This window comes from Kitasatospora sp. SC0581 (genome assembly GCF_048159585.1).
Lineage (GTDB): Bacteria > Actinomycetota > Actinomycetes > Streptomycetales > Streptomycetaceae > Kitasatospora.
In genome coordinates, this window is the sequence record NZ_JBLRWA010000008.1 from 72,548 (window position 1) to 87,374 (window position 14,827).

The 14,827-nt window shown below is 71.2% G+C and carries 15 protein-coding genes; 10 read left to right on the forward strand and 5 right to left on the reverse strand.

Going from position 1 to position 14,827, the window contains the following annotated elements; genetic code table 11:
• Positions 1–60 precede the first annotated feature (60 nt).
• Positions 61–675, forward strand: a complete 615-nt coding sequence (locus ACLWS4_RS15680) for a hypothetical protein (protein WP_380782874.1) — start codon at positions 61–63, stop codon at positions 673–675.
• A gap of 2,449 nt (positions 676–3,124) precedes the next feature.
• Here ACLWS4_RS15680 and ACLWS4_RS15685 read toward each other — a convergent pair.
• On the reverse strand, positions 3,125–4,069 hold the full coding sequence (locus ACLWS4_RS15685; RefSeq protein WP_416874402.1) for a DMT family transporter: 945 nt from the start codon (positions 4,067–4,069) through the stop codon (positions 3,125–3,127).
• Between the two features lie 485 nt (positions 4,070–4,554).
• On the opposite strand from ACLWS4_RS15685, the gene ACLWS4_RS15690 reads away from it, so the two are divergent.
• A complete protein-coding gene (locus tag ACLWS4_RS15690; RefSeq protein WP_416874403.1) occupies positions 4,555–6,087 on the forward strand; it encodes a hypothetical protein in 1,533 nt (510 codons plus the stop codon).
• A gap of 29 nt (positions 6,088–6,116) precedes the next feature.
• Here ACLWS4_RS15690 and ACLWS4_RS15695 read toward each other — a convergent pair whose 3' ends face one another.
• A complete protein-coding gene (locus ACLWS4_RS15695) occupies positions 6,117–7,286 on the reverse strand; it encodes a methyltransferase domain-containing protein (RefSeq protein WP_416874404.1) in 1,170 nt (389 codons plus the stop codon).
• A 262-nt stretch (positions 7,287–7,548) separates the two neighbouring features.
• Positions 7,549–8,772, reverse strand: a complete 1,224-nt coding sequence (locus ACLWS4_RS15700) for an AAA family ATPase (protein WP_416874445.1) — start codon at positions 8,770–8,772, stop codon at positions 7,549–7,551.
• Positions 8,773–8,969: 197 nt separating this feature from the next.
• Here ACLWS4_RS15700 and ACLWS4_RS15705 point away from each other — a divergent pair, with 197 nt between their 5' ends.
• Complete coding sequence (locus tag ACLWS4_RS15705) at positions 8,970–9,674, forward strand: hypothetical protein (protein ID WP_416874405.1); 705 nt, start codon at positions 8,970–8,972, stop codon at positions 9,672–9,674.
• 46 nt (positions 9,675–9,720) lie between these two features.
• Entirely contained in the window at positions 9,721–9,942 is a 222-nt protein-coding gene (locus ACLWS4_RS15710; protein ID WP_049649072.1) for a hypothetical protein, read from the forward strand.
• 82 nt (positions 9,943–10,024) lie between these two features.
• Here ACLWS4_RS15710 and ACLWS4_RS15715 read toward each other — a convergent pair whose 3' ends face one another.
• On the reverse strand, positions 10,025–10,552 hold the full coding sequence (locus tag ACLWS4_RS15715; RefSeq protein WP_049649071.1) for a GNAT family N-acetyltransferase: 528 nt from the start codon (positions 10,550–10,552) through the stop codon (positions 10,025–10,027).
• Positions 10,553–10,652: 100 nt separating this feature from the next.
• Entirely contained in the window at positions 10,653–11,087 is a 435-nt protein-coding gene (locus ACLWS4_RS15720; RefSeq protein ID WP_416874406.1) for an ATP-binding protein, read from the reverse strand.
• A gap of 164 nt (positions 11,088–11,251) precedes the next feature.
• Here ACLWS4_RS15720 and ACLWS4_RS15725 point away from each other — a divergent pair, with 164 nt between their 5' ends.
• The 6 genes from ACLWS4_RS15725 to ACLWS4_RS15750 all read left to right on the forward strand — a co-directional run bounded on the left by ACLWS4_RS15725 (position 11,252) and on the right by ACLWS4_RS15750 (position 14,689).
• Entirely contained in the window at positions 11,252–12,064 is an 813-nt protein-coding gene (locus ACLWS4_RS15725; RefSeq protein WP_259316735.1) for a helix-turn-helix domain-containing protein, read from the forward strand.
• On the forward strand, positions 12,061–12,261 hold the full coding sequence (locus tag ACLWS4_RS15730; RefSeq protein WP_416874407.1) for a DUF397 domain-containing protein: 201 nt from the start codon (positions 12,061–12,063) through the stop codon (positions 12,259–12,261). The genes ACLWS4_RS15725 and ACLWS4_RS15730 overlap by 4 nt, the downstream gene beginning before the upstream one ends.
• A 212-nt stretch (positions 12,262–12,473) precedes the next feature.
• Positions 12,474–13,340 (forward strand): hypothetical protein, encoded by an 867-nt coding sequence (locus tag ACLWS4_RS15735; RefSeq protein ID WP_416874408.1) that lies wholly within the window; start codon positions 12,474–12,476, stop codon positions 13,338–13,340.
• 72 nt (positions 13,341–13,412) lie between these two features.
• Positions 13,413–13,772, forward strand: a complete 360-nt coding sequence (locus ACLWS4_RS15740) for a type II toxin-antitoxin system RelE/ParE family toxin (RefSeq protein ID WP_388044607.1) — start codon at positions 13,413–13,415, stop codon at positions 13,770–13,772.
• Between the two features lie 63 nt (positions 13,773–13,835).
• Positions 13,836–14,246, forward strand: coding sequence for a helix-turn-helix domain-containing protein (locus ACLWS4_RS15745; protein WP_063780013.1), 411 nt, complete (start codon positions 13,836–13,838; stop codon positions 14,244–14,246).
• On the forward strand, positions 14,246–14,689 hold the full coding sequence (locus tag ACLWS4_RS15750) for a hypothetical protein (protein WP_049649065.1): 444 nt from the start codon (positions 14,246–14,248) through the stop codon (positions 14,687–14,689). Before ACLWS4_RS15745 ends, ACLWS4_RS15750 begins: the two co-directional genes overlap by 1 nt.
• Positions 14,690–14,827: the final 138 nt, after the last annotated feature.

Below are 14,827 nucleotides of genomic sequence, written 5' to 3' on the forward strand. Positions count from 1 at the left end.
GGCAACCGCTTCGCGTGAACCCGCACCGACGGGGGAGGCCGTGGCGGTAGCGTCGGCCGCATGACCGAACTCAGCGACTGGACCTACGTGGTGACCGACATCGAGGTGGACGGCCCGTGGCCGGGACCGAACTCGATGCGGTCCTTCGCGTCCGTGGCCACGACCATGGACGGCCGGACCTTCGGCGAGTTCGAAGCCGTCCTCGAACCGCTTCCCGGATCGGCCCCGAACCCGCGCACGAAGGAATGGTTCGACTCCGAGCCGGGCGCCTGGGAGGCCGCGACGACGAACCCGGAGCCCGTCACCGACGTCATGACCAGGTACGTCGAGTGGGTCCGGTCCCTGCCCGGCCGGCGGGCGTTCGCCGCGGCACCCCTGTCGTTCGACGGAACCTGGATCGACTACTACCTGCGCCGGTTCACCTCCTTCGGACTGCACCAAGGCCCCTACGAGCAGGATCTCCTCTTCCACGGCCCGGCCCTGTGCCTGCGCTCGTACACGGCGGCACTGACCGGCCGACCGCCCGCGGACCTCCCGGCACCGGCACTGCCCCCGCACTGGCTCGGCGGCGTGCGGCACACCCACAAGGCCCTCGACGACGCGCGCGGCTTCGCCGAGCTGCTGCACTTCCTCACCCGGAACTCCGGGACGCCCGCCATCACCTTCGACACCTGAGGGCCACCCCGCGACCACCGGTTCCCCGGTCACGCCTCCGGAAACGGCGGGGCATCCCTCCCTCCCCCCACCACGAGTGCCCCGAGGCCCTCGCGCGAGAAGTCGGCCAGCCCGACTTCTCACGCAGCCCGACGCCCCACCGGCGAGCCGGGAGCACCAGGAAGGCCCACCCTCCAACCAGGACGGCAAGCCCACGACCGACCAGCCCACCTGAACGGCCCTCGTCGCGGCCGCCTCCGGCAACTCGGCATCGCAGACGACATCAGCCAGTTCACCAACAGCCCTGCGGGCCGCGCCCTCCTCCCCACAGGCGATCCGGGACGGCAACAGGAGAACGCGCCCGGCCAAAGCCCCCGCCACATCGCGCAACTCACCCCAACGAACCCCGAGAACCACCCCTCCGCAACCTCCCCCACCGCGAGCGACCCGGGGCCATCACGCGAGAAGTCGGCCAGTCCGACTTCTCGCGCAGACCAACACTCCTACCGCCGCCCCGGAAGCACCAGGAAGGCCCACCCTCCAGCCAGGACGGCGAGCCCGCAACCGACCGGCCCTCCGCGCGGGCGCCTCCGGCAACTCGGCCTCGCGGACCACGTGCGGCGCCCCGACCAGTCCAAGCGGGAACGGCACCATAGGAGCCGCCGCCTCGCCGACGGCATCGGCCAGTTCACCAACAGCCCTGCGGGCCCCGCCTTCCTCCCCGCAGGCAATCCTGGACAGCAACCGGGGTACGCGCCTGGCCGGAGCCCCCGCCACATCACGCAACTCACCCCAGCGAACTCCGAGAACCGTCCTCAGCAGGCTTCCCCCACCGCGAGAAGTCGGCCGGTCCGACTTCTCGCGCAGACCAACGCCCCACCGGCGCCTCGGAAGTGCCAGGAAGGCCAACCCTCCAACCAGGACGGCAAGCCCACAACCGACCAGCCCACCTGAACGGCCCTCCTCACGGCCGCCTCCAAGCCGGGCTACGGCCGACAGCTCGCCGCCCGGATCCCCCTTCGCATCCCACAGCCCACCCCGGCGGCCCCCGGAAACCGCCCCAGCAGCCTTCCCGCACCACGAGTGCCCCGGGACCCGCGCGTGAGAAGTCGGCCGGTCCGACTTCTCACGCGGGCCGACGCACCAACCGGAAACCCGGGAGCATCAGGAAAGCCGACCCTCCGGCGAGGACGGCGAGCCCGCAACCGACCAGCCCACCTCGCGACCGCCTCCGACAACTCGCCGTTGCCGACCACATGCGGCACCCCGACCAGTCCGAGCAGGAACGGCACCGTGGGAGCCGTCGCCTCGTCGACGACAAACCCCAACACGTAGACAGCACCAGCCAGTTCACCATCAGCCCTGCGGGCCGCACCCTCGTCCCCATGAGCCGTCCGGGACAGCAGCGGGGAAACGCGGCCAGCCGAAGCCCCGGTCGCTTCGCGACTAACCCCAACGGACCCCGAAATCCACCCTCAGCAGACTTCCTGCACCACGAGTAACCCGAGGCCCTCGCACGAGAAGTCGGCCGGTCCGACTTCTCGCGCAGACCAACACTCCTACCGCCACCCCGGAAGCACCAAGAAGGCCAACCCCCGGCCAGATCAGCGAGCCCGCGACGGCAATCTCGCCCTCGCAGACCAGGTGGGGCGCCCCAACCAGTTCGAGCAGGAACGGGACCCTAGAAGCCATCGCCTCGCCGACAACGAACCCCAGCGCGCAGACGGCATAGGCCAGTTCACCGACAGCCCTGCGGGCCGCGCCCTCGTCCCGGTAGGCGATCCGGGACAGCAACAGGGGAACGCGGTCGGCCGGAGCCCCCTTCGCATCACGCGGTTCTCCCCAGCTGACCCCGGAAACCGCCCTCAGCAGAGTTCCCGCACCGCGAGCGAACCGGGGTCCTCGCGTGAGAAGTCGGCCGGCCCGACTTCTCACGCAGACCAACGCTCCTTCCGCCGAGCCGGGAGCGCCAGGAAGGCCAGGACGGCGAGCCCACGACCGACCAGCCCGCGTGGACGGCCCCCCGTGCGGCCGCCTGCAAGCCGGGCTGCGGCCGACAGCTCACGCCGTGCTGGCCTGAGCCCCCGTCGCATCGCGCGGTTGTCCCCTTGGCAGAGTTCCTGCACGGCAAGTGACCCGGGGCCCTCGCGCGAGAAGTCGGCCGGTCCGACTTCTCGCGCGGGCCGAGTCCCCTACCGCCGAGCCGGGAGCATCAGGAAGGCCAGCCCTCCGGCCAGGACGGCGAGCCCGCGACGGCGACTCGGCCTTGCGGACCGTGTGTGGCGCCCCGAGCAGGTCGAGCAGGAGCGGCACGGACGGCGAACCTCAGCGGGCGGACGGCATCGGTCAGTTCACCGACAGACCTGCGCCCCCACAGGCGATCCGGGACAGCAGCCGGGGAAAGTGCCCGGCCACATCGCGCGGTTGTCCCCTTGGCAGGGTTCCTGCAGTGCGAGCACCCCCGGGGCCGCTAGCGGCGGGCTGGGAGGGCCAGGAAGGCCAGGCCTCCGGCGAGGATGGCGAGGCCGTACCAGGAGGCGGTGGGCAGGCGTTCGTCGAGGGCGGCTACGCCGAGTACTGCGGCGACGGCGGGTTCGGCGAGGGTCAGGGTGGTGGCGGTCTGGGCGGTGGTGTGGCGTAGGCCGTGGCCGAAGAGCCAGTAGGCGAGGAAGGTGGTGATCACCGCGAGGTGCAGCACCACGCCTGCCCCGCGCGGCGTGAGCAGCCAGCCCGTGGGGCCGCACAGCAGCACCGGGAGGACGATCAGCGCTCCGCCGCCGAACATCGCGCCCATCACCCCGCCGGAGGGGTGTCCGCCGGCGATCAGCCGCCCGCCGATCAGCGAGTAGACGGCGTACGAGAGTCCCGAGAGCGCGGCCAGGAGCACGCCCGGCAGGTCCACCGTCGCGCTGCCGCCCGCGAGTTCGGGGCCGAGCACCAAGAGGGCGCAGCCGAGTACGGCCAGCGCGGTGGCCCCGGCCCAGCGTCCGCCGGGCCGTCCCTGTCGGGTGAGCCAGCCGAGCAGTCCGGTGAACACCGGCGCGCTGCCGAGCGCGATGACGGTGGCGACGGCCACGCCGGTACGGCTCACCGCCGGGTAGAAGGTCACCGGGTATCCGGCGACCGCGATGGCGCCGGCCGCGAGCAGCCACCGCTCGTGCGGCCCGCACTTCCGGGGGAGTACGCGGGCGGTGCGGTCGGTGAGGAAGAGGAGCAGCCCGCCGAGGACCAGCCCGGCGGCTCCGATTCCCGCGGCCGGGGCGCCGCCGGGTGCCAGCGAACTGGCCGTCCCGGTGGTGCCCCAGAGCACGGCGGCGGTCAGGATCGGCACCACGCCGCCACGCGGGCGGGTGCGGCGGGCGCGGCGGGGAGCCGTGGGGAGGGTGCGGGCAGGTGAGGACAAACGATTCGGCACAGTCGTGAACTTCCGTCGTCGAAGACCGTCAGGGGAACGGGTTTCCGAGAACGGGCGCACGCCGCCGACCCACGGCGGCCGCTGTCGGGCCGAGCCGGGGTCGTGGGGGGTCAAGCCACCGAAGCGCGCGCCCGATCAGGCGCTGAGCGGTGGCAGCACGACGTGCCAGTACAGGTTCACCCGTCGATGGTACCGACCGGCGGGCGTGAGAAGTCGGCCGGTCCGACTTCTCATGCGGCGAGGGCCGTTGACGCGTCCTCACCCCGCAGGAACGGTCCCCTCGCGGCAGTCGCGGGGTTCGGGGCGCAGAACGCCTGACCGCCCGCCCCACGCGCCCCCGGGAGGCTGTCACGCCCCTCCTGGGGGCGCGTCTCCTCGGCCGTGCAACCATCGGCGGCCCGCCCTCGACTTCCGGACCGTAGCGGACCGTTCATTCCTCCCTACGCTGAGTGTCGACCCCATCGGCCCACCGGAAGGACCCGCTCGTGCGCCGCTCCAGCCTCGTGCTGTCCCTGGCCCTGACCACCGTGGTCGCCTCCGCCCTGATGGCCGCCGACGTCGTGAAGGACGAGCCCTACCTGTCGGTGACCCTGCCGGTGCTCCGCGATCCGAAGGCCCAGCAGTTGCTCCACCACATGACGGACCCGGTGCAGGAGTGGGTGGAGTCCCGGGATCCGGCGGCGGCCGGCTACGCCGGGACGGTGATCGACGCGGCGAACCAGCACGCCGACATCTACTGGAAGGGCGAGACCCCGGCCCAGGTCCGTTCCCTGCTGGACGCGAACGCCGCGGACGTCGGCCCCGGCTACACCGTCGACGTCCATCCGAGCCCGTACTCCCGCGCGGAGATGCGCGCCGCGATCGACCGGTTCACGGCCGCGGTGGCGCGGGACGCGTGGACGTCGATCGGCCCGCAGGAGGACGGCACCGCCATCGCGATCACGTACGCGCCGGCGCCGGCGAAGCAGCTGACCGGCGGCGACGCGACCGTGCAGGCGTACTCCTCGCGGGCCGCCGAGATCGCCGGGATGCCGGTGTCGGCCGGCGTCGAGGAGACACCGGTGGCGCTGTCCGGCAACCGGCACTCCGACAGCGCGCCGTACTACGCGGGCGCCGAGGTGAACACCGGAAAGGCGTCGTTCTGCTCGACGGCGTTCAGCGGCTGGAAGGGCGGGACGAAGGTGGTGCTGACCGCCGCGCACTGCGGCGGCGGCCGGTACTACAACGGCACCGGCAGCTACATCGGCGACCTGGCCGCGGTCGGCAACGGCCTGGACGTCGGCATGATCGCGGTCAACGGGAACGGCGGCGGCCGGTTCTACGACGGTTCCTGGTCGGACAACGGCGGCTCGTCCCGGCACACGTACGGCGCCGGGCGGAACAACGTCGGGGACCTGATCTGCCTGAGCGGCGCCCAGTCGGGGTGGAGGTGCGACGTGCAGGTCAAGCGGGTCGACGTGGAGACGACGAACGACGAGGGTACGAAGATCAAGCCGGTGGACATCGCGGAGTCGAAGGGCGGCGACCGCCGGGCGGTCGCCGCGAAGGGCGACAGCGGCGGCCCCGCACTGGCGAACCCGTCCGGCCCGAACGGCGACATGGAGGCCCGCGGCGTCATCGTCGCCGCCCGCTCGGAGGTCGCCTGCCCGCCCGGATCGACGGCGCACCAGACGACCTGCTACGCGCAGGTGCTGTACGTGCCGATGACGCGGGTGGTCAACCAGATGGGCTTCTCGATCTCCTGTGGGCGTCATCGACGCGCCCCGAAGCGCGAGAAGTCGGCGGGTCCGACTTCTCGCGCAGGCCCCTCAGGTGGAGAGAGGGTCAGCGGCGGTGACGGCGGCCCTGGCCGCGTCGTCGGCGAACACGGCGAGCACGGCGAACTCGGCGCGAGCGGACGCCACATCCGCCGCGAAGCCCTCGTCCTGCCCGAACCGCCGGAGAACGTCGTTCAGCGCGGCTCCGTTGCCCGAGGGGGCGGCCCGACCAGCGCGACGCGGCGGCCGCCCCGGGCGTGAGCGCCGGGGCTCCTTGGCAGGTCGCACGGTCACCGCGCGGCCGGGTGCAGGCCGACGATGGGCCATCTCGGACCGGTGTCCGGGGCACCCTGCCAGGCCCACTGGGAGTCAGGGGTGACGGTGATGCCGTAGTCGTACAGGTCGGGGCGGCCCAACGCCTCCCACTGGGACCAGGCGGCCAGCACCTCGTCGCCGAGGCGGCGCGGCCCGCCCTGGAGGAGCTGCGGCAGCTCACCGTCGCTCCGTGCGACGAGGGTGGCCCATGACCGGTGGCCGTCGTGGATCCAGGCGTTGGTGCCGTCGGCATCCCGGGCGGTGAGCAGCACGGCGTCCGGGACGGCGACGCGCAGCGCGAACCGGAGGTGCCAGTCCTCCAGGCCGACCGGGTCGCGGTTCAACGCCCTGCTGGTCTCGGGTTCGGTGTCACCGCGCACCTGCGCATAGGCGGCGGGCCCACCGTCCGGCTGGGCCGGAGCGTGCCGGTCGCCCATGAACTGGGCCAGGCCCTGGACCCAGCCGGTGGCGGACTGTCCGTCGTCGGCGACGGTGAGGGCGATGTGTCCGAGCCGGCCCCAGGGGTAGACGATCCGTCCGCCCGGTCGTACCGCCTTCACCCAGGACCAGGGGACGGTCTCGACGGCGTAGGTGGCGTGCAGCCGGTCGACCTGGCCACCCCCCGGCACCCCGCCGTCGGTGCCGTCGCCTGCCGTCACCTCGGCGTCGAGCCCGGCGGCCGCGAGCCGGGTGCGGGCGAACGCGACCAGGCGCTCGTCGACTTCGGTGCCGACCACCAGGCCGGGCCCGGCCCGCCAGGCGGCCAGTGCCGCCGTCCAGCCCTGGCCGGTGCCGAGGTCCCACACCCGGTGCCCCGGTTCCACGCGGAGGCTGTCCAGCATGTCCGCCGCCACGGAGGGCGCGGACAGCGACGAGGACGGCCGGCCGCCGTCGAGCTGGGTGACGGCCGCCGAGTAGACCCCGGAGTACAGCTCGTCCGCCCAACCGGCCGGATCCACCGCGCGGTCGACCGGCACGTAGGCCCGGCCGTCCCACCGCCACAACCGGTCCGGCGCGAACCGGTCACGCGGCAGCACGGCGAAGGCGTCGCGTAGCCATGGCGAGTCGACCGGCCACGCCCCGCCCCGCTCCATCGCCGAGTCCAGGCGCGTCCGGCACCCGGCCAAGTCCTCGTCAGCGGCCACTACTTGCGGTGCTTTCCGTCGGACGGCGGCTGGGGCGGGACCTCGCCATCGGCGTTGCCGGGCGGGGGCGTTCCCTGCCCGGGGTCCGGCGGCGGCTTCTCGTGCTCACCCATCGTGGCTTCCCCTTCGATCGGGTGCAACGGTCGGCAATCACTCTGACGCGGCACCGCACCAGGAGGTAGAGGCGTGCGGGAGCTGCCAGGGGCGCGTGCGCGCAGGAAGTCGACCCGGCCGACTTCCTGCGCATCAGGCCCGTGACGTGTCAAAACTGGGACGCTTGCGTCCGCTCGGCTTCGCCGCCCTTGCCATCATCGTCCCCCCGCGCCGCAATGGCGCTGGCAAAATCGTCGTCGATGTACGGCACGCCGCCGTAACTCCCGCCGAGGTACCGCCGCTCGCGGTTCTCCTCCTGGCGCGGCTTGAAGTCGGCGAGGGCGAACAGCTCCGTCTCGCCGTGCTCGTTCTTCTCCACGAACCAGACCTGGTCCCGCCGCAGGACGTCCTCGCCGTCGGTTCGGCCGAGCAGGCTGGCATCGTGCGAGGTGAAGATCAGCTGAGCACCGTTCGGGTTGGTCGCGGAATCCTGGAACAGCCCGATCAGGCGCGCTGTCAGGATCGGGTGGAGGCTCGAATCGATCTCGTCCACCACGAAGGTGCCACCCCGACGGAGCGCCCCCATGAAGAGAGGTGCCTGCCGCAGGAGGGCCTGGGTGCCCTCGGACTCCTCGGAAACGTCCATCCTGACGATCCCGTCGCGCCCGCGATGGCCTATCCAGGGGCGCATGACCTCACGCGGTCCGTGCCCCTCGAGTTCCTCCAGCCGCCACGGCGGAATGCGCGTACCGTAGCGCTTCCGCAGCTCTTCCTCGTCGAGCAGCACACGCTCCGTGCCGCATTCCGCGATCCCGAGGTCTGCGGCACGCAGGAGCGCGATGAACTCAGGGTGCCGGTCCGGGTTTTCGAGGATCCGCGCTGCACCAATGCGGCCAGGGCCCTGCATTCGTCGGCTGAACTGGAGGCTTCGGGCGAACCAGTCGTACACCGGGCGGAAGTCGTCCTGCCGGGAGCGGGCCGCGAGGGACATGAAGAGGACGTCGGGCTCGGTGATGTTCTCGACCAGCTCCAGCTCTCGCCGGTGCCGCGAGTCACCGATCTCCAGCCCGTCGACCGAACGCTCGAAGATCTTGCGCTTCCTGCCGTGGGGGAAGCTGTGCAGCCATTCGTCGACCACCCGGTCGTCGTCCACGCTGAACCCGTAGGTGTAGCGGATCCCGTCGATCAGCAGGTCCACCACGTACCAGGACGGTTCCCCGCGCGCCGCCTCTTCGAGCCGGAAGGGTTGACGGGCCACGCCCCCGTCCGGCTCCGCGTCGCGATGCGAGCTGACGACCATCCTGGTCATGTACACCAGGGCATCGATGATCGAGCGGTGGCATCTGTGATCCCCCCTTCGCGGGCTGTGGGGCCTTTCTGTGCAAGTGAACAGACCTCACTCGCCGAGGCCCCCGACTGGCGCGAGAAGTCGGTCGGGCCGACTTCTCGCGCGGCCGGCGGATGGCCGCGCCACCCGCGACGGCCCCGGGTGTTCCGTCCCGTGAGGTCGGGGATGCGGGTGCCACCGGTGGCGTCGGCGCCGCGAAAACCCCGGCGGGGCTTGCGGGCGCTGCCGTAGGATCCGGGCCCGTGCAGAGTGACGATACGACCGGGTCCGAGAGTGCCCAGGGGGCCGAGGAGCCCAGCGGCCTCCGGGCGATCTGGGCGAACACCCTGGAGCCGGTGGCTCCGCTGCCCTGGTACCGGCGGGTGCCCCGCAGTGCCGTGATCGCGGGGGCCGTGGTCGTCGTCCTGTTCACCGCGGTGACGGTCGCGGCGGTGACCGGGTTCGGCGCGCCGACGCGGCACCGGATCGTGCTCGCGGACCGGATCGGCGACCAGGTGCGGCTCCCGGACGACGACAGCGTCCTGACCCTGCGCGCCGACTACGAGCGGCAGATGACGGCCCTGCGGCCGTACCGGGAGCTGACGGTGGCCGGCTACGGCGCCGCCGGGTCGACCGAAACCACGCTGACCGTGATCGGGCTGACCGGCAGCTTCCCGGACGTCCGGCGGGAGCTGGACAAGTACTTCGGCACGGAGACGCAGACGGCGGGCGCCCCGTCGGACGACCCGGTGGTGGTCGGGCGCCAGGACTACCCGGCCGGCCCCCTCGGCGGCGCGCTGGACTGCGCGGTGATCGAATCCCCGGCCACGTCCCTGGCCACCTGTGCCTGGGCGGACGGCAACACCGTCGGCATCGTCGTCGACGAAACGGGCGCCGGCAAGCCCGGGGAACTGGCCCGGCGCACGCTGGACATCCGGGCGGCCGTCGAGGTCGAGGAGAAGGACTGATCGACGGTCCGGCCGGAATCGTCGGACACGACCTGGAGCCGCTGAGATGAAACCCAACCTTGTGGACCCGTCGACGGTCACCACGGAGATGGCCGTGCAGGTTCGCACCTGGCGGGTCGACGAGGAGTTCAGTTGGCGCGCCGTGGCCCGGGCCGCCACCGACCTGTGGGGCTCCGGGTACGGCAGCAACCAGCTGTACGGCCGGGACCTCTGTGCGGCCGCCGCCCAGGTGCTGGGCGAGGACCCGGACCGGGAGCCGTGGAACTGACCTCCACCAAAGCGGTTGAGCGCGAGAAGTCGGCCCGCCCGACTTCTCGCGCGGCCGGCGACAGGACCAGCGGCGGGGCCGGTCAGTCCCGGTGCGGCTCCGGGGACCACCGGCCGAGCCACTGGTCGGCGCCGAAGGCCTCGAAGCGCTCGACCTCGGTGAAGCCCAGCTTCGCGGCGAGGCGCATCGAGGGGAGGTTGGCGGTCTGGGTGGCGAGCACCACCGGCTCGCCGGGCAGCACGCCGGTGAACCAGTCGAGGACCGCCGCGCACGCCTCGGCGGCGTAGCCACGCCCCCAGGCCTGCGGCAGGAACAGGTAGCCGAGTTCGGCCTGCTCACCGACCCGGCCGAGGCGCCCCGCCTCCTTGCGGAGCAGGACCTGGCCGATCGTCTCCCCGTCGAGATCGACGGCGAAGACCCCGGGGCTCCGGCTGGGCGCCCCGGGCATCTCGCGCTCGACCTCGTCCCGCGGCTTGGGGCCACCGAGGTAGGTGTTCACCTCCGCCGAGGCCAGCAGCTCGACGAACGCCGCACGGTCCCGGGCCTCGGGCTCGCGGAGTACGAGCCGCTCGGTCCTGATCGGGGCGGGCGGCCAGGGCAGCGGGCGCATACAGGTCTCCTGATCCTCTCGGGCGCCGGTTGCCGACGCCGTCGAAGATCAGGACGCGCTCCGGCGGAGCGCCAGTTGCGCGTCTCCGCAGGTCGCGGGCTCAGCCGTGCGGGTTGGCCGGGGTGGGGAGGGCGAGTTCGCACCAGACCGTCTTGCCGATGTAGCCGTCACCGCGCAGGTGGGCGCCCCACGACGTGGCCAGGGCGGCGACGAGTTCGAGGCCCCGGCCGGACTCGTCGTCCGGGGTGGCCTCGCACGGGGTCGGGAGGGTGGAGTTCGCGTCCGAGACCTCGATCCGGAGCAGGGAGTCGGTGGGGAGGAGGATCCGGACACCGATCATCCGGTCACGCGGGGAACGGGCGTGGCGGCAGGCGTTGGTGACGAGTTCGCTGAGGAGGATCAGCCCGGTCTCGGCGGAGTCGATGGGCACCTCCCACTCGAAGACCTGCCGGATGAACCGGATACGGGCACGGCCGGCGCTGCGGGGGAGTCGGGGGAACATCCACTCGACGACATCGACGGGCTGAGTGAGCATCAGGGTCCTTGAGGGGTGTGTACGGACGGCGTCACTCGGGAGAGCTGAGTTCGGCCTTTTCACCCTTCAAGCGTCGGCAGCCGGGCATAGCCTCAGCAGTTACACCGCAGGTACAACGAGAGCTTGAACCGCCCTGTGACCAGGGCAGGGAGGAGCGCGGGATCGTGAGCGCGCCGAAAGAGAACCCCATGGCGTGGAAGTACTGCGGTGATCAGCTCAAGCGGTGGCGCGCGACGGCGGGCGTGACCCGGGAGCAGCTGAGCAGGGCGGCCTCCTACGACGTCGAGAGCGTGCGGTCGATGGAGGCGGGGCGGCGGAAGCCGACGCTCAAGTTGCTCCAGGCGGCAGATGATCTGTGTGATGCGAAGGGGATGCTGCTGGGAGCGGCTGCGTTCCTGGCACCCGAGAAGTTTCCGTCCTATTCACAGGGCTACACGGATGCCGAAGCCGACGCAATCGCGATCCACACCTACGAAGCCCTGCTTATCCCGGGACTGCTCCAGACAGAGGAGTACGCCCGAGAGCTGATCAGTCACGCCTGTCCGCCCCTGGACGACGAGACCGTCGAAGCGCGCGTCGCGGGCCGAATGCAACGCCAGGAGAAGCTGGCGAACTCGCCGACGGTGCTGTTCGGTTTCGTGATCTACGAGGCTGCGTTGCGGGCAAAGGTCGGCAGCGCAGGGCTAATGAAGAGGCAACTCGCGCACATCATCGACATGAGCAGCCTGCGGAACGTCGCGATCCAAGTGCTTCCTGCAGATCGTGCGGCATACCCCGCCCTCGGCGGCCCCATCATCCTGCTGGAGACGGCCAACAATGAGCAGCTGGCCTACGTGGAAGGGCACCGAACCGGGGTGCTGCACACCGATGCGGACAAGGTGAACGTCCTCAGGCAGCGGCATGGAATGATCCGCACGCAAGCCCTCAGTATCGAGGAGTCCGTAGAGTTCATCAGGAAAGTCTCGGAGGAGCTATGAGTGCCGAAGTCGGCTGGTTCAAATCCAGCTACAGCGACGACAACGGCGGAGCCTGTGTCGAGGTAGCCTCCTCCCCCTCCGCCATCCACGTCCGCGACTCCAAGGACAAGGCCGGCCCGACCCTCACCTTCTCCCCCGAGGCCTGGTCCGCCTTCATCGCCTTCGCCTCCGAAGCTCAAGCAGCACGAGCCGAGTGACCCCTTAATGGAACGGTGAGGTAACTACCTCCCAACCACCGCCGCACGCAGCACATATGACTTATCGTCACGACTACACCACAGTCGGTTCCCCCGTGTAGCGTGCGCACCAACGAAACAACCCCCGCCGGTGCTACCAACACCGAACGGGGGTCTGACCGGCACGATCGAAAGCGAAGTTCGATCCTGTGGCTACCCACGACGATACCGCCATGGCCACCCCTGGGTACGGCAAGCAGTCCGCCCCGGAGCAACTCCCCCGCTCCGCGCGCGACTTCGCCCACCTTCCGGCCCGCGAGGCCTACCTCGCCTCGCTCATCGACCATCTCCCCGACGGCGCCGCCATGGACGCGAAGACCCTCGCCGTCCTCCAGCCCCACTACGGGCAGATGGCCTGCCGCTCGGCCCTCACCAAGCTCTCCACCGCAGGTCACCTGCGTCGCGTCCGTGAGCGCCTCGACTCCCGCCAGTGCCGCTGGGTGTTCCGCACCTACTTCTCCCGGACGCCCCGCTCCGACGGCTGGTGGGCGCACTTCCTCTCCACTGGGGAGGCGTCAACGCCCGCCGCACCCGATCCCCCCAGGGAGCGAACGCTCAACCGCACCTCCCCCACCTCGGCCGCCTACGCCGCCCTCGCCGGCCTCGGCCTGGTCGACCCCCGCCTCGCCCTCTCCGCCGCCGACTGCGCCGCGCTCGAACCGCTGGCCGCCGAGTGGCTGGACCGGGGGACCACGCTCCCCCTCTTCACCGCCGCGCTCACCGCGAACCTGCCGCCGGACATCCACAGCCCGGCGGGCTTCACCCGGCGCCGCCTGATCGACAAGCTGCCACCCGAGCGCCCGCAGTCCCCGCGTCCCCCGCAGCCGGTCCCCATTCCCGAATGCACCGACTGCCGCACCCCCTGCCGCCCGCACGCCCTCCTCGGCGGCCTCTGCCGCGCCTGCCGCAGCGCCCCTGGCGCCCCACCGGCCGCACCACCCCGCCCGGGCGCCCTCTCCCCGGCCGCCGTCCACCGCCACGCCGCCCGGATCCGCGACACCCTTCGCGATCACAACAGCCAAGCGGTGCACATCCGTTGACATGTCGACCGAAGCGGACAGGGCCCTAGACTTCCTATAAACAGATTGGGCGAGACGCATGGCGGGTGAGCGTTGGACGAACGACAGTGGGCCTTCTACGAGGGCGCGGACGGATCGACGCCGGTGCGCAAGGACTTGGAGAAGGCCCGTCTCGCGTCCCACGAGGAGACCAAACTCGCCGTCCTGATGCGGCGGGTCCAGGAGAGGCAGACCCTGCCCGGCGACGTCAAGAGCCTCGGGAGCGACCTCCTTGAGGTTCGGCTCACCGGCAACCGCCGCATCTTCCGGCTCCTCTACGCCGAGGAGGCCGACGGTCTCGTGCTCCTCGCGCTGTCCTTCTTCCAGAAGAAGACCCAGAAGACCCCGCCGAGCGAGCTCAGCACAGCTGAGAAGCGCCTCAAGGATTGGCGGAACCGTAACCCAAAAGACTGAGCACCCGGTTCTCGGTATCGGCTTTGGGCGATACTGTTGAATCAACGGGAGGGTAGGGAGACCATGGCACCCACACTGCATGATCTACTCGGCATCGACCCGGACGACCCCCACACCGCAGCGGGCCTGGAAGACGCCGAGGCCTACGCCGCACTGGTGGAGACGCTCGTCGTGGCCCGCCAGAAGCGCGGCCTCACCCAGCGCGAGGTCGCACAGCGCATGGGGACATCCCAGTCGACCGTCTCCGAGTTCGAACGCGTCGGAGGCGACGCCCGCTACTCCACCCTGCAGCGCTACGCGCGGGCCGTCGATGCCCGGCTCCACAGCATGGTCGACCACACCTGCTCGGCCGTCGCACCGGCCTGGCAGCCGGCCCCCGTGGAGGTCGAGGTCCACGTGGCCGTCCGTGAACGGGGGCCCGGGCCACGACCCGCGGCCTGGGAGCCGGACAGCCAGAGGCCGGTGACGGCGTGATGGCGGGTCGGTCCACCGACAGGCCGACTCGGCGATTCGCGTCCGTCGGCGAGATCACCGAGGCCGCCGAACTCCTGGACGTCACGTTCCTGGAGGTCTCAGGCCGTCGGCTCTTCGACCAGCAGGAGGATCGCGAGGAGGCGGAGAGCCGGACGACACTCCTCACATGGCTCCGCGAGCGGGACGGCGGAACCGTCCTGGAAGTGAGGTGCCGCCTTGAGCTGGCCGGCACCCAGGCGGACTTCGCCGTCGATGCGACGGCCGCGTTCTCCGTCGGCGAGCCGTTCGAACTGGCGGAAGACCTCCAGCGGCAGTTCATCGAGCAGATCGGGGTCACCGTGCTCTACCCGTACCTGCGGGAGTCGCTGCACAGCACCGCGACGAGGCTCGGTGTGGACACCCCGATGCTCTCGCTGCGCAACCCCTGGCAGCCGACGAAGTAGGCAAGCAGGCCCGTGATCATGAATATTCACAGGCGGCAGCGTTAACCTATGCAAAATCCAAAGGTGAACTACGTAACATGCCTTGCATTCGAAGTCATCTGGTTTGCCCGCATGCTGAGATCCATGCGATAGTCGAAG